Annotated in this window: 21 protein-coding genes and 1 pseudogene; 14 read left to right on the forward strand and 8 right to left on the reverse strand. The window is 73.4% G+C overall.

Annotated elements, in window-relative coordinates; translation table 11 throughout:
• The first annotated feature begins 399 nt into the window (after nucleotides 1–399).
• Nucleotides 400–1,404: a YbhN family protein gene (locus ACFXAZ_RS18700; RefSeq protein WP_384591905.1), complete on the forward strand. Its 1,005-nt coding sequence runs from the start codon at nucleotides 400–402 to the stop codon at nucleotides 1,402–1,404.
• A 59-nt stretch (nucleotides 1,405–1,463) separates the two neighbouring features.
• On the opposite strand, the gene msrB is transcribed toward ACFXAZ_RS18700, so the two are convergent.
• The 4 genes from msrB to ACFXAZ_RS18720 all read right to left on the reverse strand — a co-directional run bounded on the left by msrB (nucleotide 1,464) and on the right by ACFXAZ_RS18720 (nucleotide 5,058).
• Complete coding sequence (gene msrB / locus ACFXAZ_RS18705) at nucleotides 1,464–1,871, reverse strand: peptide-methionine (R)-S-oxide reductase MsrB (RefSeq protein WP_382690345.1); 408 nt, start codon at nucleotides 1,869–1,871, stop codon at nucleotides 1,464–1,466.
• A 13-nt stretch (nucleotides 1,872–1,884) separates the two neighbouring features.
• Nucleotides 1,885–3,276 (reverse strand): UDP-N-acetylmuramate--L-alanine ligase, encoded by a 1,392-nt coding sequence (murC, locus tag ACFXAZ_RS18710; protein WP_384591908.1) that lies wholly within the window; start codon nucleotides 3,274–3,276, stop codon nucleotides 1,885–1,887.
• 272 nt (nucleotides 3,277–3,548) lie between these two features.
• Complete coding sequence (locus ACFXAZ_RS18715; RefSeq protein WP_384591911.1) at nucleotides 3,549–4,022, reverse strand: indole-3-glycerol phosphate synthase; 474 nt, start codon at nucleotides 4,020–4,022, stop codon at nucleotides 3,549–3,551.
• A gap of 124 nt (nucleotides 4,023–4,146) precedes the next feature.
• The gene (locus ACFXAZ_RS18720) at nucleotides 4,147–5,058 is read right to left on the reverse strand and encodes a pyrimidine reductase family protein (protein ID WP_384591914.1); all 912 of its coding nucleotides are present in this window, start codon (nucleotides 5,056–5,058) and stop codon (nucleotides 4,147–4,149) included.
• A gap of 37 nt (nucleotides 5,059–5,095) precedes the next feature.
• On the opposite strand from ACFXAZ_RS18720, the gene zapE reads away from it, so the two are divergent.
• The 7 genes from zapE (at nucleotide 5,096) to ACFXAZ_RS18755 (ending at nucleotide 11,942) form a co-directional block, all read left to right on the forward strand.
• Nucleotides 5,096–6,211: a cell division protein ZapE gene (gene zapE / locus ACFXAZ_RS18725; RefSeq protein WP_384591917.1), complete on the forward strand. Its 1,116-nt coding sequence runs from the start codon at nucleotides 5,096–5,098 to the stop codon at nucleotides 6,209–6,211.
• 676 nt (nucleotides 6,212–6,887) lie between these two features.
• A complete protein-coding gene (locus tag ACFXAZ_RS18730; protein WP_384591920.1) occupies nucleotides 6,888–7,469 on the forward strand; it encodes a carbonic anhydrase in 582 nt (193 codons plus the stop codon).
• Nucleotides 7,470–7,477: 8 nt separating this feature from the next.
• Nucleotides 7,478–8,974, forward strand: a complete 1,497-nt coding sequence (locus ACFXAZ_RS18735; protein WP_384591922.1) for a SulP family inorganic anion transporter — start codon at nucleotides 7,478–7,480, stop codon at nucleotides 8,972–8,974.
• Nucleotides 8,975–9,128: 154 nt separating this feature from the next.
• Nucleotides 9,129–9,920, forward strand: a complete 792-nt coding sequence (locus ACFXAZ_RS18740) for a slipin family protein (protein WP_384591925.1) — start codon at nucleotides 9,129–9,131, stop codon at nucleotides 9,918–9,920.
• A 145-nt stretch (nucleotides 9,921–10,065) separates the two neighbouring features.
• Nucleotides 10,066–10,920, forward strand: a complete 855-nt coding sequence (locus ACFXAZ_RS18745) for a polysaccharide deacetylase family protein (RefSeq protein ID WP_384591928.1) — start codon at nucleotides 10,066–10,068, stop codon at nucleotides 10,918–10,920.
• Between the two features lie 67 nt (nucleotides 10,921–10,987).
• Entirely contained in the window at nucleotides 10,988–11,170 is a 183-nt protein-coding gene (locus ACFXAZ_RS18750) for a hypothetical protein (RefSeq protein WP_384591931.1), read from the forward strand.
• A gap of 28 nt (nucleotides 11,171–11,198) precedes the next feature.
• The gene (locus ACFXAZ_RS18755) at nucleotides 11,199–11,942 is read left to right on the forward strand and encodes a peptidyl-tRNA hydrolase (protein WP_384591934.1); all 744 of its coding nucleotides are present in this window, start codon (nucleotides 11,199–11,201) and stop codon (nucleotides 11,940–11,942) included.
• A gap of 19 nt (nucleotides 11,943–11,961) precedes the next feature.
• On the opposite strand, the gene ACFXAZ_RS18760 is transcribed toward ACFXAZ_RS18755, so the two are convergent.
• Nucleotides 11,962–12,981, reverse strand: a complete 1,020-nt coding sequence (locus ACFXAZ_RS18760) for a phosphotransferase (protein ID WP_384591937.1) — start codon at nucleotides 12,979–12,981, stop codon at nucleotides 11,962–11,964.
• Nucleotides 12,982–13,103: 122 nt separating this feature from the next.
• Between ACFXAZ_RS18760 and ACFXAZ_RS18765 the strand changes: the two genes are divergently transcribed.
• The 3 genes from ACFXAZ_RS18765 to ACFXAZ_RS18775 all read left to right on the forward strand — a co-directional run bounded on the left by ACFXAZ_RS18765 (nucleotide 13,104) and on the right by ACFXAZ_RS18775 (nucleotide 17,094).
• Nucleotides 13,104–13,721 carry a TetR/AcrR family transcriptional regulator gene (locus ACFXAZ_RS18765; protein WP_384591939.1) on the forward strand — a complete coding sequence of 206 codons (618 nt, stop codon included), beginning with the start codon at nucleotides 13,104–13,106 and terminating at the stop codon, nucleotides 13,719–13,721.
• Nucleotides 13,722–14,041: 320 nt separating this feature from the next.
• Complete coding sequence (locus ACFXAZ_RS18770) at nucleotides 14,042–15,316, forward strand: DUF692 domain-containing protein (protein ID WP_384591982.1); 1,275 nt, start codon at nucleotides 14,042–14,044, stop codon at nucleotides 15,314–15,316.
• 194 nt (nucleotides 15,317–15,510) lie between these two features.
• Entirely contained in the window at nucleotides 15,511–17,094 is a 1,584-nt protein-coding gene (locus ACFXAZ_RS18775) for an alpha/beta hydrolase (RefSeq protein WP_384591942.1), read from the forward strand.
• A 150-nt stretch (nucleotides 17,095–17,244) separates the two neighbouring features.
• On the opposite strand, the gene hemQ is transcribed toward ACFXAZ_RS18775, so the two are convergent.
• Together hemQ and hemG are read right to left on the reverse strand one after the other, a co-directional pair.
• The gene (gene hemQ, locus ACFXAZ_RS18780) at nucleotides 17,245–17,970 is read right to left on the reverse strand and encodes a hydrogen peroxide-dependent heme synthase (protein WP_384591944.1); all 726 of its coding nucleotides are present in this window, start codon (nucleotides 17,968–17,970) and stop codon (nucleotides 17,245–17,247) included.
• A 4-nt stretch (nucleotides 17,971–17,974) separates the two neighbouring features.
• Nucleotides 17,975–19,475, reverse strand: a pseudogene (gene hemG, locus ACFXAZ_RS18785) (protoporphyrinogen oxidase).
• A 199-nt stretch (nucleotides 19,476–19,674) separates the two neighbouring features.
• Between hemG and ACFXAZ_RS18790 the strand changes: the two are divergent.
• Both ACFXAZ_RS18790 and ACFXAZ_RS18795 read left to right on the forward strand, forming a co-directional pair.
• Nucleotides 19,675–20,706, forward strand: coding sequence for a DUF4349 domain-containing protein (locus tag ACFXAZ_RS18790; protein ID WP_384591947.1), 1,032 nt, complete (start codon nucleotides 19,675–19,677; stop codon nucleotides 20,704–20,706).
• 53 nt (nucleotides 20,707–20,759) lie between these two features.
• Complete coding sequence (locus ACFXAZ_RS18795) at nucleotides 20,760–22,169, forward strand: FAD-dependent oxidoreductase (protein WP_384591950.1); 1,410 nt, start codon at nucleotides 20,760–20,762, stop codon at nucleotides 22,167–22,169.
• A gap of 156 nt (nucleotides 22,170–22,325) precedes the next feature.
• Here the strand turns inward: ACFXAZ_RS18795 and hemE are convergent, their stop codons facing one another.
• Nucleotides 22,326–23,393, reverse strand: a complete 1,068-nt coding sequence (gene hemE / locus ACFXAZ_RS18800; RefSeq protein WP_384591953.1) for a uroporphyrinogen decarboxylase — start codon at nucleotides 23,391–23,393, stop codon at nucleotides 22,326–22,328.
• Nucleotides 23,394–24,707: 1,314 nt separating this feature from the next.
• On the opposite strand from hemE, the gene ACFXAZ_RS18805 reads away from it, so the two are divergent.
• Nucleotides 24,708–25,349 carry a DUF3000 domain-containing protein gene (locus tag ACFXAZ_RS18805; protein ID WP_384591985.1) on the forward strand — a complete coding sequence of 214 codons (642 nt, stop codon included), beginning with the start codon at nucleotides 24,708–24,710 and terminating at the stop codon, nucleotides 25,347–25,349.
• The last annotated feature ends 343 nt before the right edge of the window (nucleotides 25,350–25,692 follow it).

Raw genomic sequence — 25,692 nt, forward strand, 5'->3', positions numbered from 1 at the left:
GGGCGGCCCGTACCGGCGAGGCGATGGGGTGTTGGCCCGGGGCGGGTGCGCGTGGCATCCGCCACACCATGTGGCTTCGGCCTGCGGGTTTTGTCCCACCGTCGGGCGGTCCGGGGGGTGTATGGGTGTGGCACGGGGTGGTGGCGGGGATGACCTCCGTGGTGGCCCGAAACCGGCGCCGGGCAGCCGCCCGGAGCGGTGCCGGAGGCGGTGTCGCCCATCCGCCCGCACTTCGTCGGCTCCTGGACACCCGTCCGTCACACCGAGCGGGGACCTTTCCCTAGGTTCCTCACCCGGTTTCCCCAGCCGGGTGCCGCCCCGTCCCCTCCCCGCTCGCTCGCCTTGCATCCGTCCGCACCCCTCATCACCCGGGCGCGATGCGAAAGGACGACGTACGCCGTGACGCTCACGCCGCTCGACGGCCTGCCCGGTCCCGCCCCGGACCCCGCCGCTCCCCCGGCCGCGCCCACCCACGCGCGAGCCGTCCGGCTGGCCGTCAGCCTGCTGCCGTTGCTGCTGATCGCCGCCTGGGCCGTGCTCGACTGGCGTTCCCTGTACGACGGTGTCGCCCGCCTCGCCGCCGCCGACCCCGGATGGCTGCTGGTCGCGGGCGTCTTCACCTGCCTGGGCTGGGTGGCCGCCGCCTGTGTCCGGCAGGGCGCCGTCCCCGAGCGGCTGCCGCCGGGGCTGCTGCTGGCCTCGCAGGTCGCCGCGGGCGCCGCGAACCACGTCCTGCCCGCCAGCATCGGCGCCCACGCCGTGACCCTGCGCTTCCTCCAGGGCCAGGGCATCCCGCTGGCCCGCGGCACCGCGTCCCTCGCCCTGTACTCGGTGGTCAAGCCGGTGGCGAAGACCGTCGTCCTGCTGGTGTTCCTGGTGGCCTTCCCCGGCATGCTGCACTTCGGGGACCTGATGCCCGACTCCTGGACCCTGCTGCTGATGGCGGGCGGCGCCGCGGTGGCCCTCGCGGCCACGGGCGTCCTCATGACCGTCGTACCGGCGCTGCGCCGCCCGCTGACCGGTCTGCTGCGCACGGCGCTGACCGACGCGCGCGTCCTGCACACCCGCCCCAGCCGCTATCTGCCGCTGTGGCTCGGCGCCGCCGCCACCCCGCTCCTCCAGGGCAGTGTGATCGCCGCCGTCGGCTACGCGCTGGGCCTGCCGCTGTCCTGGGCGCAGGTGATCTTCGCGCTGCTGATCGCCAGCACGGCGGTGGGCGCGGTGCCCGCGCCGGGCGGCATCGGCCCGGTCGACGCGGCGATGGTCTTCACCATGAGCGCCTTCGGCGCCCCCGTCGGCCTCGCCACCGCCACCGTCATCGGCTACCGCGTGATGACGGTCTGGATCCCGCTGATCCCGGGCGCGCTGGTCCTGTCGGCACTCGTCCAGCGCAAGGTGCTCTGACCCCTCGGCGGATCTCCCCCGGATCGGTTCGGACCCGGGGGGACCGGGACCCGCCCGGCTCACGCCTCCGTGGGCGCCAGCCGCAGCGAGATGCTGTTGATGCAGTACCGCTGATCGGTCGGGGTCGGATACCCCTCCCCCTCGAACACATGCCCGAGATGCGAGCCGCAGCGCGCGCACCGCACCTCCGTGCGCACCATCCCGTGCGAACGGTCCTCGATCAGCTCCACGGCGTCGGTGTCCTTCGGATCGAAGAAACTCGGCCAGCCGCAGTGCGACTCGAACTTGGTGTCCGAGGTGAACAGCTCGGCGCCACACGCGCGGCAGGAGTAGACACCCGTGGTCTTGGTGTCGGTGTACTCCCCCACGAACGCGGGCTCGGTGCCGGCCTGGCGCAGTACGGCGTACTCCGCCGGGCTCAGCTCCGCGCGCCACTGCTCGTCCGGCTTCTCGACGTCGTACGACATGGCCTTCAGCCCCTTAATTCGACAGGCGGTCCAGGATGTGCGGGCCCAGGTCGGTGACATCTCCCGCGCCCATGGTGAGAACGAGATCGCCCGGCTTCGCCATTCCCGCGATCACGGCCGGGGCCTCGCCCTGGTCGTGGACGGCGGTCACGTCGGCGCCCGCCGCGCGGGCCGCCCCGATGATCAGCTCGCTGGTGACGCCCGGGATCGGGTCCTCGCGCGCCGGATAGATGTCCAGCACGACGGAGGCGTCGGCGAGCGCGAGGGCCGCGCCCATCTCCTTGCCCAGTTCCTGGGTGCGGGAGAACAGATGCGGCTGGAAGAGGACCAGGATCCGGCCGTCCCCGGCCGCCGACCGCATGGCCTCCAGATCCGCGGTCATCTCGGTGGGGTGATGGGCGTAGGAGTCGATCACCTGGACGCCCCCGGCCTCGCCCTTGAGCTGGAGCCGCCGCTTGACGCCCGTGTACGCGCCCAGCGCGGACGCCAGCTCGGCGGCGGGCACCCCGAGGGCCACGCCCGCGGCGAGCGCGGCGACGGCGTTGTGCGCGTAGTGCCGGCCGGGCACGGACACGGCGAAGGTCAGCTCGGTCCCGTCGAGCAGGACGGTGACCTCGCTCTTCAGTCCCTGCGGCACGATCGAGGTGATCCGCACCCCGGCCTCGGCGGACTCCCCGTACGTCACCACCCGCACGCCCCGCCCGGCGACCCGCCGGGTCAGTTCCCGGGCGCCCTCCTGGTCGGCGGCGATCACCAGCGTGCCGCCCTCGGTGATCCGGTCCACGAAGGTCACGAAGGACTCGTGGATCTCCTCCATCGAGGCGTAGTTCGCGTGGTGGTCCAGCTCCACGTTGAGGACGACGGCGACCTCGGGCGCGTACTTGTGGAAGCTGCGGTCGCTTTCATCCGCCTCGGCCACGAAGATCTCGCCGGGGCCGTGCAGGGCGTTCGAGCCGGGCGCGTCCAGGTCGCCGCCGATGGCGTACGACGGGTGCAGCCCCAGTTCGGTCAGGGAGACCGCCAGCATCGACGTGGTGGTGGTCTTGCCGTGCGTGCCGGCGACCGCGATGGGCCGCAGCCCGTCCATCAGCGCGGCCAGCGCGTCGGACCGGTGCACGACGGGCACGCCCAGTTCGGCGGCGCGCACCAGCTCCGGATTGTCGTCGCGGATCGCCGACGACACGACGACGCTGCTGGCGTCGTCCGCGAGATGCCCGGCCGCGTGCCCGATGTGCACCGTGGCCCCGAGCCCGCGCAGCGCCTCGGCGGTCGCCGACTCCTTGGCATCGCTCCCGGCGACCCGGGCCCCCCGCTGGGCCAGGATCTTCGCGATCCCCGACATCCCGGCCCCCCCGATCCCGATGAAGTGGGGCCGTTCCATGGCGGGAGGAATACCGGATGCCATGCGCGTTCTCCTATGCCGTACCGAGATCCGAAATCGCCCTCAGCCTATTGCCTGGGAGACGTGGACCTCGGACGGCTCACGGCCCTACCTTGCGTGCGGACCCCGGGCTCCTGGCAAGTGACGCCGACGCCGACAGTGACGCCGGGTTGAGGGGCGCGGGGCTGTATCGATCTGCGGCTGCGCCGCGGGGCGCGACCAGCCCACCCCCACCCGCACCCGCACCCGCACCCGCACGAGAACCCCGACCCCCCACCCCCGACCGCGCCCCCCGACTACACCTTGCTGTGCGAGAACAGCTTCAACACCGGCACCCCCACCTTGTGCCGCGCCCGAGACGCCCAGTCCCGGTGAAAGAACTCCTCCACATAGTGGGGATCCGTCAGCACGATCACCTCATCCGCGCCGACCTCCTCCACCAACCCCCTCAGCGAGTCCAGCGGATGATCCTCGATCAGCCGCCCCTCCGCCCGACTCCCCGCGGAGCGCAACGCCTGCAAGGACACGTCCAGCGCCTGCCGCCCCTCGCCCCGGGCGGCATCCCCCTCCGGGGTCTCCCGCTCGCGCGCCGCCTCGTCGAGTTCGCCGAGGGCGAGATCGTCGATGGCCCGCAGCAACCGGTCCGCCTGATCCCCCCGCGGCTGGAGCAGCACGTGGAAGGCGACCGACTCGTCCCCGTGCAAGGTCGTGACGAACTCCACGTCGGCGGACGTCAGGGCCTTCTCGATCATCAAAACGCTTGTGAACACCAGACGCCCCTTCTCTTCGAGGGCCCTCGGGCCCTCCGTCCTGCGTGGGCCGTTCCAGGCCCTGCTGAAACCATCCTGCCCCGTGATCGCACGGGCACTGCGTGTCTAGTGTGCCCACCGGAAGCTAAACGGAACGATAGATTCCGCTGATTTCCGGCCGACGGTAGCGCCCGAACAAAAACCCGGCTTCTTCCAGCAAAGACACTAGTTCGAAACGCTCGGGCACGATCACCCGGGGCCCGCCCGCGATCCGCTGCGCGTCCCCCGCGGTGAGCATCGGCGAGAGGGTCAGACACAGCTCGTCCAGCACCCCGGCGGCCACGAACTGCCCCAGCAGCCGCGGTCCCCCCTCGGTGAGCAGCCGGCGGTGGCCCTGAGCGGCCAGCGCCCCCACGACCCGGGCGGGCTCCACCCGGGTTCCGTCCCCGGCGACCACCACCCGGGCCCCGGCCCGTTCCGCCGCCGCGACCCGTTCGGGCGGGGCCGCGGACCCGGTGAGCACCAGCGTGGGCACCAGCGGCGAGGTGAACAGGGGCAGCGAGAAGTCCAGGTCGAGACCGGCTGAGATCACCGCGATCGCCGGAGCTTGCGCCTGCCCGGCCGCCGCCCGTCGCGCGGCGAACTCACTTCGGGCGCGGGCCGGCCGGTACTGCTCCTGGCGTACCGTTTCTGCGCCAACGACCACGACATCGGCCAGCGCCCGCAGGACGCCGAAGAGCCGCATGTCCGCCGCGCAGGAGATCGGCTGCGACCGCCCGTCGTGCTGAGCGGCCCCGTCGAGGGTGGACACCATGTTGGCCCGCAGCCATGCCCGGGGCTCCCCGGCGAGATCCCTGGCGGCCCCGGAATCCCCGGCACCCCCGGAATCCCCGCCGTCCCCGGAGTCCCGGCCACCCCCGGCCTCCCCGGCCGCCGACGGATAGGCGTACGCGTCGGCGAGCGCGTCGAGACTCCACTCACCCCCCGTCACACCCCCGCTCCCACCACCCCCCGTGGCAGTCGCTGTCTCATCGGTCACAGGGAACAGGCGTCGCATGTCGTGCAGTGTTCCACGCCGCCTACCATGGTGAACCGTGTCCTCCTCCCCCGCCGCCGCCCCCGGCCCCGCCTCCGGTCCGATAGCCGGCGCGGCCCCGCTCTCCCTGTGCGCCCGCGAGCCGCGTGTCCCGGCGGACCGGCTGGTCGCCGAGATGGTGCCGCCGCCCAGGTTCGACTCGGTGCGCTTCAGTACGTATCTGCCGGATCCGGGACAGCCCAGCCAGACCGAGGCCGTCCGGGTGCTGGAGGGCTTCGCGGCGGGGCTCGACGGGGCGCCCGCGAGCGGCGGTGGCAGGCGCGGTTTCCTGGGCTTCGGCAGGGCGAAGGCGCCCAGCCGGCCGGCCGGCCCGCGCGGTGTCTATCTGGACGGCGGCTACGGCGTCGGCAAGACCCATCTGCTGGCCTCCCTGTGGCACGCCACCCCGGCGGAGCCCGCCCGCAAGGCGTTCGGCACCTTCGTGGAGCTGACCAACCTCGTCGGCGCGCTGGGCTTCCAGCAGACCGTGAGCACGCTCTCCGGCCACCGGCTGCTGTGCATCGACGAGTTCGAGCTGGACGACCCGGGCGACACCGTGCTGGTCTCGACGCTGCTGGGCAAGCTGGTGGACGCGGGCGTCGCGCTCGCCGCCACCTCCAACACCCTGCCGGGCAAGCTCGGTGAGGGCCGGTTCGCCGCGGCGGACTTCCTGCGCGAGATCCAGGGTCTGTCCGCGCACTTCCACGCCCTGCGGATCGACGGTGAGGACTACCGCCACCGCGGTCTGCCGCAGGCACCGGCGCCCTTCCCCGAGGAGGTGGTCACCCGGACGGCTCATGCCACCCCCGGCGCCTCGCTCGACGGTTTTCCCCGGTTGCTGGAGCATCTGGCCAAGGTGCACCCGAGCCGGTACGGCGCGCTGACCGACGGCCTGAAAGCGGTGTGCCTGACGGACGTCGGGCCGGTGCCCGACCAGTCGACCGCGCTGCGTCTCGTCGTGCTCGCGGACCGGTTGTACGACCGCGAGGTGCCCGTGCTGGCGGCGGGAATTCCGTTCGATCAGCTGTTCAGCGCGGACATGCTGGCCGGCGGCTACCGCAAGAAGTATTTCCGTGCGATCTCCCGGCTGACCGCGCTGGCCCGCGACGCGCAGCGGCTGACCGAGGCCCGCTGACCCACCCCGACACGCCGGGATCATGGACGGGTTCACGCCATCGGACCCGCACTTTTGAGGCTCCCTCCGATGTGAAACGTCGAGTTAACCCTGCAAACAACATTGCAGGGTTAACGTGTTTCTTGACCAGCTGTTGACCAACTGTTGGTATGTGTATGAGACGCGTGAGGGAGCACAAGATGCGAGGTACGACGGTACGAGCGGCGCAGCCGCCGTACGCCGTCGCGCCCCGGGGACTCCCGCTCGCCGTGTTCGCGCCGCTCTTCGCGACCGTGCATACGATCCGTCAAACCACGGCCAAAGCTTGGCCGGTATCCCCGTGCTCCCGGGCCACCGCGCGTGACATCGAGGTCGCGCTCCACCCCCGGGGCATACGCACCGCACCGGCGTCCACCGCCGGGTCCGACGGTCCGTCGAGACCGTCGGGCGCATCGAGACCACCGGGCCGGCCGGACGCCTCGGACGCCTCAGGGCATCGAATAGCCGAGTAGCCCGACAGCCGGTCAACGGCCGCCACCCCGGTGCTTCAGCCGCCGAGCGGGATCTCTCCCGCGCTCGGCCACCGAGAGGGACGAACCCGCTCTCCCGCGTCGCGACGACGCGCGGGCGGCCCCTCTCACCGTCCCGCAGGCCCGCCGACGCGCACCCCACAGCGCGCCAGGAGGAAACACGACACATGCAGCCCCTCATCGACAACGCCCGTACGTTCGGACAGCGCCCTGAGGAGTTCGCCCAGCTGGCCTCCGGCCAGTCCCCCCAGGTGCTCTTCATCACCTGCTCCGACTCCCGGGTCGTCCCGGCCCTGATCACGGGCGCCCGCCCCGGCCAGCTCTTCGAGCTGCGCACCGCGGGCAACATCGTCCCGCCCTACGCCTCGCAGCAGCCCACGGGCGAGGCGGCCACCATCGAGTACGCGGTGGAGGTGCTCGGCGTCCGCGACATCGTGGTGTGCGGCCACTCCCATTGCGGCGCGGTCGGCGCGCTGGTGCGCGGCGACGACCTCGACGCCGTGCCCGCCGTGCGCGACTGGCTGGGCCACGCCGCCGACGAGCCACCGTCCGACGACCCGGCCGATCCCACGGTCGAGGGCGGCGTGCAGCACCATGTGCTGGCCCAGCTGCTGCGGCTGCGCTCGTACCCCTGTGTGGAACGCGGTCTGGCCGCCGGCCGGCTGACCCTGCACGGCTGGTACTACGAGGTGCACACCGGTGGTGTCCGCGCACACCGCGCCGACACCGATCGCTTCGAGGCTCTGTGAGTCCTGCCATGAACCACCACCCTCACCCGACCCGGGTTCCTCCCAGGTATCCCTTCCTCAAGCAGGACTTCGCGGCCTCGCTGGTCGTGTTCCTGGTCGCGCTGCCGCTGTGCGTCGGCGTGGCCGTCGCCTCCGGTGTGCCGGCCGAACTCGGCCTGGTCACCGGCATCGTGGGCGGCATCGTCACCGGAATGATGCGGGGCAGCAGCCTCCAGGTGTCGGGCCCGGCGGCGGGCCTGACCGTGCTCGTCTTCGAGGCCGTCCAGGAGTTCGGGCTGCCCGCGCTCGGCGTGATCGTGCTCGCGGCGGGCGCGCTCCAGCTCCTGATGGGCGCCCTGCGCCTGGGGCGCTGGTTCCGGGCCATCTCCGTCTCCGTCGTGGAAGGCATGCTGGCCGGGATCGGCCTGGTGATCATCGCCGGGCAGCTCTACACGGCGGCGGGCCTGGCCGCCCCCGTCTCCGGCCTGGACAAACTCATCGGACTGCCGGGCGCGGCCGTCGAGGCGCTGGGCAGCAGCGCCGCCCTGACCTCGCTCGCGATCGGCGCGGGCACCATGGCCGTACTGGCGCTGTGGCCGCGGCTGCCCGCGCGGGCCAGGGCCGTGCCCGGCGCGCTCGTGGCCGTCGGGCTGGCCACCCTGGTCACGCTGGTGTTCGACCTGCCGGTGGCCACGGTCGAGGTCCGGGGCCTGCTGGACGCGATCCAGCCGCCCGGGGCGGACGCGCTGGGCGAGCTGGTCACCCCGGCCCTGCTGGGCACGATCCTCGCCTTCACCCTGATCGCCTCCGCCGAGAGCCTGTTCAGCGCGGCGGCGGTGGACCGGCTGCACGACGGTCCGCGCACCCAGTACGACAAGGAGCTGATGGCCCAGGGCGCGGGCAACGCCGTGTGCGGGGCGCTGGGCGCGCTGCCCATGACGGCCGTCATCGTGCGCAGCTCGGCCAATGTGCAGGCGGGCGCCCGGACGAAGGCGTCCCGGGTGCTGCACGGCGTGTGGCTGCTGCTGTTCGCGGCGCTGCTGCCCCAGGCGCTCGCGCTGATCCCGATACCCGCGCTGGCCGGCATCCTGGTGCACGCGGGCTGGAAGCTGATCCCGTTCCGGCAGTTCGGCGGGCTGTGGCGGGAGCACCGGGGCGAGGCGGTGATCCTGGTGGTCACCGCCGTGGCGATCGTCGCGGTGAACATGTTCGAGGGCGTTCTGATCGGGCTCGCCCTGTCCGTCGTCAAAGCCGCCTGGGAGGCCTCGCACCTCAAGCTGGACGTCATCGACAAGGGCGCCGGACCGGTCCAGGCCTATCTGTCGGGCAACGCGACCTTCCTGCGGCTGCCGAAAATACTCGACAGCCTGGAGGCGCTCCCCCAGGACCGCCCGGTCGAGCTGGACCTCTCCGGTCTGCACCACCTGGACCACGCCTGCCGTACGGCCCTGGAGAGCTGGGCGGAGCGGCACAGCGCGGCGGGCACGGACCCGGTGAAGGTGACGGCGACGGTGACGGCCCGGTGACCCCGCGCTGACAGTCCCGGTGTCCGGCCGGGGGCCTCACGGCCTTCCGGCCGGACAGCGGCATACGAATTCACCTTTCGGGCATATCGTTAATTGACATACGAATGACCCATAAGGGACCAGCACCTACGGGCCTCTGCGCGAGGAGGTCGACATGCTCGAAGCACTCCTGGTGACCATCGTGACGATCGGCGCGGTGGGTCTGGTGTATCTCGCCGCGTCGGCCCGGGTCGTCAAGCAGTACGAACGCGGTGTGATCCTGCGGCTGGGCCGCCTCCGGGGCAATGTCCGGCCCCCGGGGCTGACGATGATCGTGCCCTTCGTGGACCATCTGACCCGGGTCAACATGCAGATCGTCACCATGCCGGTCCCGGCCCAGGAAGGCATCACCCGGGACAACGTCACGGTGCGCGTGGACGCGGTCGTCTACTTCCGGGTGGTCGACCCGGCGAGCGCGCTCATCAAGGTCGAGGACTACCGGTTCGCGGTCTCGCAGATGGCGCAGACGTCCCTGCGCTCGATCATCGGCAAGAGCGAGCTGGACGACATGCTCTCCGACCGCGAGAAGCTCAACCAGGGACTTGAACTGATGATCGACAGCCCGGCGGTCGGCTGGGGTGTGCAGATCGACCGGGTCGAGATCAAGGACGTGTCACTGCCGGAGACCATGAAGCGTTCCATGGCCCGCCAGGCCGAGGCCGACCGTGAGCGCCGCGCCCGGGTCATCAACGCCGACGCCGAACTCCAGGCGTCCAAGAAGCTCGCCGAGGCCGCGAAGCAGATGGAGGCCACGCCGTCCGCGCTCCAGCTCCGGCTGCTCCAGACGATCGTCGCGGTCGCCGCGGAGAAGAACTCCACGCTGGTGCTGCCCTTCCCGGTGGAGTTGCTGCGCTTCCTGGAGAAGGCACAGCAGCCGGAGCCACCGCACAAGCCACTGGAGGCCTGAGCACGAGCCGGCGGAAGCGCGTGCCGGACGCCGCCACTCCCGCCCCCCCGCCCCCGAAGCGCCCGTTAGCCCGATCGGACCGCGCCCCCACCCCCACACCCCCGCAATACATATTTAGTAGTATTTGCACAGTTACGTTCGTCCGGTGATCCTCCCCGTTCGACGCGTACGACGTCTCACCGCGGCCTGCGCCCTCGCCGCCGCCCTCGCCTCCCTCACCGCCTGCGGCGACGACCCCGCGCACACCGCCAAGGCGCACCCGGCCTCCTCCGCCCCCGCCTCCCGTCCCCCCACGCTCGCCCCCGGCCCCTCCGCGCTGGCCCCCGTCTTCAGCAACGGCCTCCGGACCCAGGACAAGACCGTGGCCCTCACCTTCGACGCGGACATGACCGCGGATCAGGGCGAGCGGGCGGCGGCGGGCGAGCGCTTCGACAACCCGGAACTCATCGCGACCCTGCGCGAACTCAAGGTCCCTTCGACGGTGTTCATGACCGGCCGCTGGGCGGAGGAGTACCCGGTGCAGGCGCGCGCCATCGGCCGGGACCCGCTCTTCGAGGTCGCGAACCACTCGTACAGCCACTACGCCTTCACCGACGACTGCTACGGCCTGCCGACCGTGCCCGCCGAGCGGATGAAGGCCGACGTGGAGCGGGCGTACGCCGCGTTCCGCACGGCCGGGGTGCCGGACCCGATGCCGTACTTCCGTTTCCCGGGCGGCTGCTACGACCAGCAGGCACTGCGCGCGCTCAGCGCCACCGGGGTCACGGCGGTGCAGTGGGACGTGGTCAGCGGCGACGCGTTCGCGACGGACGCGGACGCGGTGGCCCGGCAGGTGCTGGACGGCGTACGGCCCGGGTCGGTGGTGGTGATGCACTGCACGCGCAGCGCGGCGCCGGTGACCGAGGAGGCGATCCGGGCCATCGTGCCGGAACTGCGCGAGCGGGGCTTCCGGTTCGTGAAGGTGTCGGAGCTGATCGGATCCGGCGCGGGCCGTTCCTGAGCGGCACGACCGCCGTGCCCGTACGCGCCCCTGTCCGCCCCTGTCCGCCCCGGCCTACGGTGGACACATGAACGAGGACCGCGACCCCTGCCTCATCGACGCGACCCGGCCGTCGCAGGCCGCGGGGCCGCCGTACGCGGAGTGTGTGCTCTGCCGGGAGCGGACGGAGTACCCGGAGTCGTACAAGGGCATCACGCTGTGCCCGGTCTGCGAGTGGCAGGAGGCGCAGCGGACGGCGTGCTCGGGATGATCGCGCGGGCCGGCTCCCGGGCCCTGACATGCCCCGGGAGCCGTCAAGTACCCTGCGGACCGTGAGCGACGACAGCCCTTTCCAGCCCGAGACCGGTGACCGTGACACGGCGCGGCAGTTCGTGCTGCCGCTGGTCGTGCGGATCGAGCGCGGTGCCCCGCCGCCCCGCACGGACGCGCTGGAGACGGCGGCCCGCGCGGTGCTGGTGATGCTCACCGACCCGCGCTCGCTGGGCGACGGGGAGTGGGCGGGGGCCGTGCGGGACTGGCAGGACGCCCGGATCCGCAAGGTGGTGCGACGGGCGCGCGGCGCGGAGTGGCGGCGCGCGGAGGCGCTGCCCGGCATCACGGTGACCGGGAAGGCGGCGGAGGTACGGGTCTTCCCGCCCGTTCCGCTGGACGGCTGGCCCAAGGATCTCGCCCGGCTCCAGGTCTCCGGCACCGATCTGGACGACCCGGAACCCCCGGCGGCCCCGGAGCGCGGTGCGCCCGTGCTGTGGCTGAGCCCCGACGTCGACATGTCGGCGGGCAAGGCGATGGCCCAGGCCGGTCATGGCGCCCAGCTCGCCTGGTGGGAACTGCCCGACGCGGAGCGCGCGGCCTGGCACGACGCCGGTTTCCCGCTGTCCGTGCGCACGGCGGACCCGGCCGGGTGGCGGGCCCTGACGACAAGCGGTCTGCCGGTCGTCAGGGACGCGGGTTACACGGAGATCGCGCCGGGTTCCGCCACGGTGGTGGCGGACCACCCGGCGCTGCGCGGGGGCACGCGCTAGCCGGAGCCCGGGGCCGGTCCTAGACCGGCGGCTCGTCGAGGATCGCGAGCAGGGAACCGGCGGTCTCCACCGGGCCGGTCGAGGTCGCGGAGGTGTACGCGCCGGGGAAGAGACGGCCCCAGGCGGCGGCGCGGCCGAGGGTGGCGAGGCGGCCGGCCGGGCGGAGGGCGTGCCGGAGGTCGGCGGCGGTGTGCCCGTCGCCCGTCCAGGGTTCCAGGTAGGCGTCGCGCAGCCGGGGCAGTACGCCGGGGCCGTGGGCCCGCACCGCCTGGCGGGCGGGGACCAGGAAACTGCAGAACGGGTGGGAGACCAGGGCATCGCCCCAGTCGAAGAAGGTGAAGCGGCCGGGCCGTGGGCGGAACAGCTGCCCCTCGTGCAGATCGGCGTGGTCGAGGGTGTCCGCGACACCGGCGGCGGCGAGTTCGGCGCACCACCGGGCCACCTGGGGCCGGAGGGCGAGCAGACGCGTACGGTCGTCGGGGCGCAGGGCGGTGCTCTGTGTGCTCTCCGTGAGGATGCGGTCGAACAGGCCGGTCAGGTCGGTGGTGCGGGCGCCGGGGACGCCGAGCCGTTCGATGGCGTCGGCGTGCGGGACGAGGGCGCGCTGCATGGCGGCGTACTGGTGGAGCGGCGCTTCCCAGGACCGGGGGTCGGCGGGTTCGCGGGCGAGCAGCGTACGGAAGTCGTCGCCCCCGTCGGGCAGCAGGGACCAGCCGCGCCCGGTGTCGACGGCGAGCGGGCGCAGGACGTGTTCCGGCACCCAGTCGGCCAGCGCGCGGGCGAGTCCGGCTTCGAAGGCGCTGCCGGGCGGGTTGGCCTTGAACCACACCACACCGCCGTCCGCGACGGTGAACCTCAGCAGCACGGACCAGGGCCGCACCCGGGCCCGCCACTCCCCCGTCGCCGGGCGCCCGGCGCCGGACAGTTCCCGGGTCGCCCAGGCGAGGGCGTCCGCCCGCCAGCCGGGGTTCTCCCAGGGGGTGACGGCGTCCCCGTAGCCGCCGCGGTCGACGGCCGAGGGCGTGAGATCGAGTCGCATCGCTCCATCCCACCACCGGTCGGGGCACCGCCTCCAGCGTATTTCCTGGTCAGGGCGGTACCCCAGGGCAGGCGTGGGGCCGTTTACCGCGTGTACGCCGTAAACGTATACACTGTAAACTGATGAGTGGCAGACGGGAAGAGATCCTGGACGCCGCGTTGGCCATCGCCGATGAGCGCGGGCTCGAAGCCGTGTCGATGCGGACGCTGGCCGAACGCGTGGGCGTCACACCGATGGCGTTGTACCGGCATGTCGAGGACAAGGCGGCACTCCTTGACGGGATGGCGGGGCGGCTGCTCGCCGCGCTGGTCCCGGCGGGTGACACGGCGGAGCAGCCCTGGGACGTCCGGCTCACCGCCCTCGCGCACGCCTGCCGTGGGGTGACCCAGCGTCACCCCTGGGCGGCACACCTGCTCTTCTCCCGGCCCGCCGTCACCCCGGACGCCGTGCGCGCGGTGGACATCATCTACACCGCGCTGCTCGACGCGGGGGTCCCGGAGCCGGCCGTGCCCCGGCTGGAGCGGCTGGTCAGTACGTTCGTGATCGGTTTCGCGGCCTCCGAGGCGTCGGGCCGGTTCGCCCCCGGCCACCGGGGCGGCCCGTCGCCCGAGGTCGGGCTTCCCGGCCACCGCAGGCTCGGCCCCTGGCTGGAGCTGCCGCTCGACCTCACCGCCGAGTTCGACGCCGACCTGGCGGACATCCGGCGGCTGATCGAGGCGGCGGCCCGGCGGGAAAGCTGACCGGGCCGGGGCCGTCGTCGGGTCCCCCGGGCCCGGCCGAACCTCAAATGTTGCTCTGAAGGGTGGCCCGGCAGGGTTCGGCGGGACGGGCCGGGGCCATACCCCGTCACACCGGGACCGTGGGTGCCGTAGGAGGAGGGGACATGGGGACAGCACAGGCATGGGGGACGGCACGGACAGCACCGACCGCACAGGCACGGGGGACCGCACGAATACCGTCGCCCGCGCAGGGGCGGGGGCCGGGGAGCGGGCGGGGTACGGGGAGCGGGCTGGGGACGGGGATCGGGTGGCGGCCGGAGATCGCCGACGCCGTGGAGCGGATGCCGGGTATCGACTGGGTGGAGGTCGTCGCCGAGAACGTCTGCCCCGGGCATCTTCCCGAGTCGCTGGTGCGGCTGCGCGAGCGCGGGCTGACCGTCGTACCGCACGGGGTGTCGCTCGGGCTCGGCGGGGCCGAACGGCCCGACGCCGGGCGGCTCGCGGCGCTCGCCGAGCGGGCCGAGGCACTGGGGGCACCGCTGGTCACCGAGCACATCGCGTTCGTCCGGGCGGGCGGCACGCTCACCGCGTCGCCACGGCTCGAAGCCGGTCATCTGCTGCCCGTGCCGCGCACCCGCGACGCCCTCGACGTGCTCTGCGCCAACATCCGCATCGCGCAGGACGCGCTGCCGGTCCCGCTCGCCGTCGAGAACATCGCCGCCCTGCTGTCCTGGCCCGGCGACGAACTGACCGAGGGACAGTTCCTGTACGAACTCGCCGACCGGACCGGCGTACGGCTCCTCATCGATGTGGCCAATCTGCACACCAACCACGTCAACAGCGGCGACGACCCGGCCGAGGCGCTCGCCGAACTGCCCCTGGAGGCCCTCGCGTACGTCCATGTCGCGGGCGGCTTCGAGCGGGACGGCGTCTGGCACGACAGCCACGCCCACCCGGTGCCGGAGCCGGTCCTGGACATCCTCACCGACCTCGCCTCCCGGGTGGCCCCGCCCGGCGTGCTCCTGGAGCGCGACGAGAACTTCCCCGAGCCGGGCGAGCTGGAGCGCGAGGTCGAGCGCATCCGGGAGGCCGTGGCGCAGGGACGGCGGAAGGGGAGCGCCGGGTGCGGCGAGGGCGTGCCGGGCGGGGAGCGGGGGGCGGGCGGCGGCGGGGCGCCGGACGGGGACCTCGCCGCGCCCGCCCGGCAGCGGCTCGGCCTGGCCCAGACCGCGCTGCTCTCCGCCCTGGTCGCCGGTACGCCCGCGCCCGAGGGGTTCGACCGGGCCCGGCTGCGGGTGCAGTCGCGGGCGCTCGCCGGGAAGCGGGCGGACGTGGTGGCGAAGGTGGCGCCCGAGGTGGCGGCGCTCCTCGGCGGCGGCTACCGGCCGGCGTTCCTGGCGTACGCCCACCGGCAGCCGATGGCGGGCGGGTACCGGCGGGACGCCCTGGACTTCGTCCGCCACCTTCTGAACGGCGAACAGCCGCAGGACCCGCGCGCCCGCCGGGAGTTGCGGGAGTGGTGGCTCGACCGGTCCGGCCCGGCCCCCCGCCCCGCCCGCCCCGGCGCACGGCTCGCGCGGGCCGCCAGGCGGGGGTGGGGGCTGCTGCGCGGCTGACGGCAGGGCGGGGCGGCGGCCCGCCCTACGGCAGTTCGAGCCGTCCCGCGCGTGAGGGAGCGACGGCGTCATAAAGCGGTGCTTATCGGCATATTGGGTGCGCCACACCGGCCGTCGGTACTTGCCTTCCCCCATCCCTGAACCAAGCATCCCTTTTGTCACCCCTCACCCCGTGCACCGAAGGGATACCTCCTATGCGAGCCGCCGCCCTGTTTTCGGCCGCCGGGTCCTTGCTGCTGACCGCCCTCACCGCCACCCCGGCGGGCGCCGCCCCCACGCTCGTGGACACGGCCGAGGCGCGCGGCACCCAGGTCGCCGCCGAGCGGGCCCGCGTGGCCGGTATCGCCTTCGGCTCCTGCGCCGACGGCGAGGATCTGCCCGGCGTCATGGAGTGCGGCACCGTCTCCGTCCCGGTCGACTACGCGCACCCCGGCGGCAAGCAGATCGAGCTCGCCGTCAGCCGGGTCCGGGCCACCCACACCGACCCCGGCAACAGCAAGCGCAAGGTGCCCCGACAGGGCGCCCTGGTCTACAACCTGGGCGGGCCCGGCGGTTCGGGCCGCTACTTCCCGCTCATCGGCATGCTCCCCGAGTGGAAGCGCCTCGCCGCCGCGTACGACCTGGTCGGCTACGACCCACGGGGCGTCGGCGATTCGGCGCCGCTGTCCTGCCAGGACCCCGCACGGTTCTTCAAGGGCCCCAGCCAGTCCCCGACGCACCCCTCGGAGTCGTACAAGAAGGAGCGTGTCGCCCAGGCCAAGGCGTACGCGCGCGGGTGCGTCGAGCGGTCGGGCGGCGATCTGCGGCACTACCACTCGCTCAACAACGCCCGCGACCTCGATGTGCTGCGGGCCGCGCTGGGTGAGCCGAAACTGACCTTCATGGGGTCGTCGTACGGCACCTACTTCGGGGCGCTGTACGCCGAGCTGTTCCCCTCGCACGTACGGCGGATGGTGTTCGACTCGGCCGTCGATCCCGACCCGGCGCGGATCTGGTACCACAGCAACCTCGCCCAGTCCGCCGCGTTCGAGGGCCGCTGGGCGGACTTCCGGGTGTGGGCGGCCCGCCACGACGACGTGTACGGACTCGGTGCCACACCGGACGCGGTGCTGCGCAGCTACGAGACCGTACGGGCGCGGCTCGCCGCCGAACCGGCGGGCGGGAAGGTCGGGCCCGGACAGCTGCAAGGGACGTTCCTGGAGGCCGGGTACTACGACGACCACTGGCCCTATCGCGCGCACGCGCTGTCGGCGTACCTCAAGGGCGATCCGCAGCCGCTGATCGACATCGCGGCGCCGGTCGAGGAGGCGGCGAAGGAGGCGGAGAACGCCCGTGCGGTGTACACGGCCGTCGAGTGCAACGACGCGCCCTGGCCAACGGATTTCGCGGTGTGGGACCGGGACAACACGCGGCTGGCGCGGGTGGCGCCGTTCGAGACGTGGGACAACGTGTGGCTGAATCTGCCGTGCGCGTACTGGGCCGTGCCGCGTCAGCGGCCTCTCGACGTGCGGACCGGGGTCGGTGAGCTGGCGCCGACGCTGATCGTGGCCGCCGAGCGGGACGCTGCCGCGCCGCACCGGGGGGCGGTGGCGTTGCAGCGGCGGCTTTCCGGGGCGGTGCTGGTGACGGAGCGGGACGCGGGGTCCCATGGGGTGGTGGGTGGGCCCAACGCGTGTGTGAACGGGTATGTGGACGCGTACTTGCTGGAGGGGCGGCTTCCGGCGCGGTCCGCGTCCTGCGAGGGGCGGGCGGAGCCGGAGGCGGAGGGCGCGTCCTGACGCCGTCCACGGGCTCGCCGCCATGGCTGGTCGGGCCCGCGCGGCGGAGCCGCGCATCGACACGGCCCCGCGTCCCTTGGGGGCGTGGTGGCGAACCGGCGGCCACAGCCCCGCGCCCCGGCAGGGCGGCGCGGGGCGCTCGGGGCGTGGTCAGGCCAGGCCCGCGACAAGGTCCGCCACGTCCTTGCGGCGGCCCGTGTAGAACGGGATCTCCTCGCGGACGTGGCGGCGGGCCTCCGAGGCGCGCAGGTGGCGCATGAGGTCGACGATGCGGGAGAGGTCGTCGGCCTCGAAGGCCAGGACCCACTCGTAGTCGCCGAGGGAGAAGGAGGCGACCGTGTTGGCGCGCACGTCGGGGTAGCCGCGGGCCATCTTGCCGTGGTCGGCGAGCATCCGGCGGCGGTCCTCGTCCGGCAGCAGGTACCACTCGTAGGAGCGCACGAACGGGTACACGCTGATGTAGTCGCGGGGCGTCTCGTCGGCGAGGAAGGCCGGGATGTGCGAGCGGTTGAACTCGGCGGGGCGGTGCAGCGCCATGTTCGACCACACCGGCTCCAGCGCGCGGCCGAGGCGGGTGCGGCGGAAGAGGTTGTAGGCCTCCTGGAGCTGGTCGCTGGTCTCGGCGTGCCACCAGATCATCAGGTCGGCGTCCGCGCGCAGGCCGGAGACGTCGTAGGTGCCCCGGACGGTGACGTCCTTGGCGGCGAGCTGGTCGAACAGCTCCTGGACCTCTTCTGCGTACCCCGCGCGGTTCTCGGGCAGCACGTCCTTCAGCTTGAAGACGGACCACAGCGTGTAACGGATGACCTCGTTGAGGTCCTTCGCCAGCTTGCCCTTGTTCGGAATCCGGTCGGTGGTGGGGGCGTCGTCACTCATGCGGCTATTCTCCCGCTCCGCCGTGCGGGCTCCGCACCGGGGCCGAGGTGAGCTGCCGCACGGCCCGGAGCGCGTGCGTGGCGTCGCGGGGCAGGCGGGAATTGTCAGACACGCCCCAGGTCGCCGTCGAGCTGGTCGACGGCGGCGTACGCGCTCGCGACGCACGCCGGGACGCCCACCCCGTCGTAGACCGCGCCGCACACCGCGAGCCCGGGGAGCTTGCCCACGTGCTCGCGGACGCGGGCCACGCGCGCGTGGTGGCCCACCGGGTACTGGGGCAGGCCGTCCGGCCAGCGGGTCACCCGGGTCTCGACCGGGGCGGCGGCCAGCCCGAGCGCCTCGCGCAGGTCGTGCCGGGAGACGGCCACCAGGTCGGCGTCGGGGCGGTCCAGGATCGCCGTCTCGCCGTACCGCCCGACGGAAGTGCGCAGGACGAGGGTGTCCGGGTCCTCGTCGGCGATCCAGCCCCACTTCTGGGAGGCGAACGTCGACGCCTTGATGCCGCGGCCGTCGACCGGCGGGACCAGGAAGCCGCTGCCCTCGGGGAGACGGACGTCCGCGCGGCGGTAGGCCAGGGTGATCAGCGCCATCGACGCGTACTCCACCGCCGCCAGCTCGGCCGCCGCGGCCGGGGCCTCGGCGCGCAGAAGGGTGGCCGCGGCGGGCGCGGGCAGGGCGACGACCACGGCGTCGGCGTGCACGGTCCGGTCCCCGGCGTCGATCCGCCAGCCGGTGCGCTCGCGCCGCAGCGCGGTCACGGCGGCCCCGGTGACGATCTCGCCGCCCCGCGCGCGTACCGCGTCCGCCACCGCGAGCGGCAGGGTCCCGACGCCGCCCGTGATGCCCATGAACACCGGACCGGCCGCCGCCGCGCCGGCCGCCCTGGCCTGGATCTCGCGGACCGCCTCCGTGAGCGAGGTGTGCGTCTTGGCGGCCTCGAACAGCTGGGGCACGGCGGAGCGCATCGAGATGCGGTACGCGTCCCCGGCGTAGACCCCGCCCAGCAGCGGCTCCACCAGCCGGTCGACGACCTCGCGCCCGACCCGGGCGGCCACGAACCCGCCCACCGCCACGTCGTCACCGATCTCCGTGGGCGGCAGCTCGGCGTCCTCGGCGATCCGCCGGACGCCGTCCGCCGAGAGCACTCCGGTGAGCGCGTCGGCCGCCCCCGGTACGCCCATGACATGCCCCTTGGGCATCGGGCGCAGCGTGCCGCGCGTCCACAGCGACGCGGAGGCCGTGGCGGGCGGCTGGAGCCGGTCGGCGAGACCCACCTCGCGGGCCAGCCCGATCGCCTCGGGGCGCCGGGCGAGCAGCGACTCGGCACCGAGGTCGACCCGCACCCCGGCGATCCGCCCCGGCAGCAGCTTGCCGCCCACTCTGTCCGCCGCCTCCAGGACGGTCACCGAGGCCCCGCGCCCCAGCAGCCGGTGCGCGGCGGCGAGCCCGGCGATCCCGGCCCCGATGACGACGACATGCCTGGTGTCCGTAGCAGCAACGCTCATGCGTCCACCTTCTCAGACCCCACTGACAACCCGCGCGGACCCCACTGACGACCGGCCCGCTCCCCCCGTGCCCGCCCCGAGTCCCGACCGTGACCGCATCGGGACCCGTGAGGTCCAACGTCCGGCCCGGCTCCGGCGTCGAAGGAGCGACAGAACGTCAGCACGTCAACATCGTCAAGACCCTCGGGGGTAGGCGCAGATGCGCGCACATCGATCCGTAAGACCGCCCGTACGACCGTCCGTACGGCCGCCCGTCCGACGCCCGGTCCAGGTGCTCGCGGGCCTGCTGCTCGCCGGGGCGCTGGCGCTCACCGGCTGCACCGGCGCCGACGACCGGGCCACCTCCTCCGCTGACGCCGGGGCGGCCGACGGCAAGGCGGCGGCCGAGGCGGCGGCCGGGGCACAGGAGGGCGCCGCCAAGGACGAGGCCACCGAGGCGTCCACCGAGCAGCCCGGCCTCCCCGCGAGCCACATCATCCGTACGGCGTCCCTGACCGTGCAGGTCAAGGACGTGCCCAAGGCGCTGCGGGAGGCGCGTACGGCCGTCGAGGGGGCGGGCGGCTATGTCGGCGAGGAGCACACCACGCGCGACGAGGACGACGCCGAGTACACCGATGTCACCCTGCGTGTGCCCGTCGAGCGCTACGACGGTGTCCTGGGCGATCTGGAGGGCGTCGGCTCGGGCAAGCTGCTGGAACGCGCCACCAAGGCCGAGGACGTCACCGACGAGGTGGTGGACGTCGAGAGCCGGATCAAGTCCCAGCGGGCCAGCGTGGACCGGGTCCGCGAGCTGATGGACCAGGCCGAGAAGCTCAGCGACGTGGTCACCCTGGAGGGCGAGCTGAGCAGGCGTCAGACCGAGCTGGAGGCCCTGCTCGCCCGCCAGTCCTCCCTTGCGGACCGGACCACGCTGGCGACCATCACCCTCACCCTGACCGAGACCCCGATCGACCCGGACGTCAAGGACGACGACCCCGGCTTCGTGGACGCCCTCTCCGGCGGCTGGGACGCGTTCGTGGCGATGCTGCGCTGGCTGCTGGTGATGATCGGCGCGGTGCTGCCGTTCGTGGCGGCGGGGGCGCTGCTGCTGCTGGTGTGGCTGCGGATCGTACGGCCCCGGCTGCCGCGCCGCGCGGAGTCGGTGCCCGCGACGACGGCCCTGGGCCCCCTGCCGTCCGCCCGGCCGGTGTCGGAGGACGGCGCCCCCCAGGAGGACTCCGGGAAGGACTGACCCCGCAGCGGGGCGGCCGGGACCGGCCTCGCGTGGGCCCGTAGCGTGGGCCCATGACCATCAGCGGCACGCGGGACGCGCGGAAACCGGAACGGGAACGACTGGTCGTGATCGGCGGTGACGCCGCGGGCTTGTCCGCGGCGTCACAGGCCCGCCGGCAGAAGGGCCCCGACGAACTGGAGATCGTGGCGTTCGAGCGCGGACACTTCACCTCCTACTCGGCGTGCGGGATCCCGTACTGGGTCGGCGGCGACGTACCGGCGCGGGACGATCTGATCGCCCGTACGCCGGACGAGCATCGCGCGCGTGCCATCGATCTGCGGATGCGCACCGAGGTGACGGAGATCGACGTGCCGGGCGGGCGGGTACGCGCGCGGGACGTCGATTCCGGGGCCGGGTCCTGGACGTCGTACGACAAACTCGTGATCGCCACCGGGGCGCGGCCGATCCGGCCGGATCTGCCGGGCATGGACGCGCCCGGTGTGCACGGGGTGCAGACGCTGGACGACGGACAGGCACTGCTCGACACGCTCGGGGCGACGCGGGGCCGCCGCGCGGTGGTCGTCGGGGCCGGGTACATCGGCGTGGAGATGGCCGAGGCGCTGATCAACCGCGGCTATGAGGTGACGGTCGTCAATCGTGGCGCCGAGCCGATGTCGACGCTCGATCCCGACATGGGGCGGCTGGTGCACAAGGCCATGGCGGGCCTCGGCATCACCATGGTCGACGACGCCGAGGTCACCGAGATCCTGACCGGGGACGACGGGCGGGTGCGGGGGGTGGCCACCGGGGCCGCCGAGTATCCGGCGGACGTGGTCGTCCTGGGGATCGGGGTCCGCCCCGAGACCGCGCTGGCGCGCGCGGCCGGTCTGCCGCTCGGGGTGCACGGCGGGCTGCTGACCGACCTGGCGATGCGGGTGCGCGGGCACGAGAACATCTGGGCGGGCGGGGACTGTGTCGAGGTGCTCGACCTCGTCTCGGGGCAGGAGCGGTACATCCCGCTCGGGACGCACGCCAACAAGCACGGGCAGGTCATCGGGGCCAATGTGGGGGGCGGTTACGCCACGTTCCCCGGGGTCGTGGGGACCGCGGTGAGCAAGGTGTGCGATCTGGAGATCGCGCGGACGGGGTTGCGGGAGAAGGACGCGCTGCGGGTGGGGCTGGAGTTCGAGTCGGTGGTGATCGAGTCGACCAGCCGGGCCGGGTACTACCCGGGCGCCTCGCTGATGACGGTGAAGATGCTCGCCGAGCGGCGGACCGGGCGGTTGCTGGGGGTGCAGATCGTGGGGCACGAGGGGGCGGCGAAACGGGTGGATGTGGCGGCGGTGGCCCTGACGGCCGGGATGACGGTGGAGCAGATGACGATGCTCGACCTGGGGTACGCGCCGCCGTTCTCGCCGGTGTGGGATCCGGTGCTGGTCGCCGCGCGGCGGGCGGTTCGGAAGGTGCGGGGCGTTTCCTGAGGGGTGGGGTGGTGTTTTGGGTGCGGGTGCGTGGGGTTGTGTTTCGGGTGCGGGTGCGTTGTGGCTGGTCGCGCAGTTCCCCGCGCCCCAAAAAAACGTGGGGCGCCCGGCGTTCGTACGGTGCCGTTGATGGGTCCGTCGCCTGGTGATCGGCTCTCAAGCGGCGGTGCGGGTGTGGACGTACTCCACGAGGCGGGTCAGGGCGTCCGGGTCGGTCGACGGCATCACGCCGTGGCCGAGGTTGAAGACATGGCCCTCCAGGCCCGCCGCCGCGTCGAGGATCTCGCGCGTCTTGGCCTCGACGGCCGGCTGCGGGGCGAACAGCAGGGTCGGGTCGAGATTCCCCTGGAGCGCCTTGCCGGGTCCGACCCGGCGGGCGGCCTCGTCCAGCGGCACCCGCCAGTCGACGCCCACGACATCGGCCCCGGCCTCGCCCATCAGGCCGAGCAGTTCGCCCGTACCGACACCGAAGTGGATGCGCGGGACGCCGTACGCCTCGACGGCCCGGAACACCTTGGCGGAGTGGGGCAGCACGGAACGCCGGTAGTCGGTCGGGGCGAGGGCTCCGGCCCATGAGTCGAAGAGCTGCACGGCGCTCGCGCCGGCCTCGATCTGCACCTTCAGGAACGCGGCGGTGATGTCGGCCAGCCGGTCCAGCAGATCCGCCCACAGCTCCGGGTCGCCGTACATCATCGCCTTGGCGTTCTCGTACGTCCGCGAGGGCCCGCCCTCCACGAGATAGCTCGCGAGGGTGAACGGAGCCCCGGCGAACCCGATCAGCGGGGTCTGCCCCAACTCGGCGGTGAGCAGCCCGATGGCCTCGGTGACGTAGGAGACGTCCTCGGGGGTCAGGTCCCGCAGCTGCGCGAGATCGGCCCGCGACCTGATGGGCTTCTCGACGACGGGGCCGACGCCGGGCTTGATGTCGAGATCGACACCGATGGCCTTCAGCGGTACGACGATGTCGCTGAAGTAGATCGCCGCGTCCACGCCATGGCGGCGCACCGGCTGAAGCGTGATCTCCGTGACCAGGTCCGGGCGCATGCACGACTCCAGCATCGCCACGCCTTCGCGGATCTTCCGGTACTCCGGCAGCGACCGCCCCGCCTGCCGCATGAACCACACCGGCGTATGCGGCACCGCCTCCCGCCTGCACGCCTTGAGGAAGGCCGAGTCATAGGTGGCTGTAGGGGGCTGGCCCGTGGGGCGTCCGTTGGCACTCACCCCGCCAGTCTCCCATGCCCCGGTTGCCCGTTCGGCAGGGCGTGGGGTGGGGGTGGGTGGCGTCCGGTGGGGGGTGGGGGGCTGGGGGTGCGTGGCGTCCCGTTGGGGGTGGGGGGTTGGGGGGTGCGTGGGAGGTGGGCGGTGCGTGGGGGCTGGGGGGTGCGTGGGGGCTAGGGGGGCGTGGGAGGTGGGCGGTGGCTCGGGTGGGGGCGGCTCGGGTGGGGGTGAGACGGGAGGCGTGGGGCGGGCGACGGGCGTCACGCGCCCCGCGCCGTGGGCGCCGGCCCGCTGGGGCGTGCAGCGGGGAGGCGGGGGGCGGGGCCATACAGCGCGGGCGGCGCCCGTCACACGCCCCTGCCACCAGCGCCGCTCTGCCCGGGCGTCGGGCGAGGGCGTGCGGCGGGGCTGGGGCCAAGGCCATGCCGCCAGGCACCACCGACGCCGAGCACGAGCCTCGGGCCGCGCGGTCACGTGACCCGGCCGGCCGACGGTCATGTGGGCCGCCCGGCGGGCACCGCCCTTCAAGGGCCGTGCGGAGAGGCCGAGGCCGGCCCCTGCCAGCGCACGCCACCGTCACCACCCACGAACCTCAGGCCGCGGTCACGCGACCCGCCCGACCGACGGTCATGTGGGCCTGTCGCCGGGAACCGCCCCGCCGGAGCCGTACGGCTGGGCGAGGCCGGCGCCGTACCAACACGCACCACCGACGCCGGGCACGAGCACCGGGCGACGGCCACCCGACCCGACCGATCGACGGCCACCATGCCCGCCCGGAGGGCTCCGGCACGTCCGGTGGGTGCCCTGTGGCGGAACCGGCGAGGAGGGGGGCGGCCCGTCCGGCGGAGGTCGGTGGCGGCTGGGGCGGGTGTTCCGCGACCTCTCCGGGTGTCGTCCGGCGATGGGCCGCCCGGCCCGTCCAGGTGGGGTCCGGCGGCGCCGCCCGGCCCCTCCGGGTGACGCCCCGCGAGGGCCCCGGCCCCTCCACATGACGCCCGGCGACGGACCATCCGGCCCTCCAGATCACGCCCGGCCATGGGCCGCCCCCGGCCCCGCCGCGCGGCGTCCCGCGAGGGCCCGCCCGGCCTCTCCGGGTGGGCCGTCGTGCCCCCGGGCGTCGGGATGGGGCGGAGAGGGGCCAACCCCCGCAAAACCCCGCCCTGAACAGCGTCGCGCCCCCGCTTCCGTGCTGTCCGGAGGGTCGTTCGCGCCGGTGGGGCGTGGTGGACGGGGTGTCTTGCCCTGCGCCGGGGCCCCGTTCCGCTTAATCTTCCCCGCATGGCGGCTCAGGGACGACTGTCGGACGGCGCTGGCGGAATGGACGAGGCGAAGGAGACGGGGGAAAGTTCACTGCTTCCGGACGGTACGGCCCCGCCGGTCTTCCGGGCGGCGGTGGAGGGGCTGCGGTCGGCGCGGGTGCGCCCCCAGGTGGAGATCGAGGCGGTGCCCGCGCCGAAGCGGCTGGCGCCGTTCGCGTACGCGCTGGAGGCGACCGTCGTGGACGGCGAGCAGGATCTCGCCGACGGACGGCTGGTGCTGCTGCACGACCCCGACGGGCACGACGCCTGGCGCGGAGCCTTCCGGCTGGTGACGCTGGTCCGGGCCGAACTGGAACCGGAGATGGCGGTCGATCCGCTGATGCCGGACGTGTGCTGGTCGTGGCTGACCGGCGCGCTCCAGGCCCGCGGACTGACGTACGGCGAACCGAGCGGCACGGTCACGCGCGCCGGTTCGCACTACTTCGGCGGGCTCTCCGCGCGCCCCGCCGTCTCCCACATCGAGATCCGCGCGTCCTGGACGCCGCGCGAGGGGCTGGGCGGCGTACCGGAGACGGCGGCGCATCTGGCGGCCTGGTGCGATCTGCTGGCGCAGGTCGCGGGGCTGCCGCCGGCCGGGCCGGGCGACGCGTCGGTGGTGACGCTGCCGCAGCGGCGGGGACCGCAGTCGCAGTCGCGCTGACCGCCCACCCGCCCCCGCCCGCCCATCCACCCTCCTCTCCCCACCACGCCCCACCACTCCAGCTCTCCCCCCACCTCTCCAACCACCTGTCCAACCAGCTCTCCGCCCGTCGCTGACGGGGCGTGAGACCGAGGGGCACGTCCACCGGACGTGCCCCTCACTCGTGTTCGCCCGAACGCCGGGTTTCCATGCCGTCACTTTGTCGATTCGGCCACTTTCTGCCACTCAATTGGCCCCGACCGATCCGATTCGATCTTCGGACGATCGATCGCGTGTCCGAATTGCACGGATTGTTACTCACTGGATCGTGATCATTCTCTAAAGGACGACGGGTTTACTGCCG

The organism is Streptomyces sp. NPDC059477 (assembly GCF_042749375.1).
Classification (GTDB): domain Bacteria; phylum Actinomycetota; class Actinomycetes; order Streptomycetales; family Streptomycetaceae; genus Streptomyces.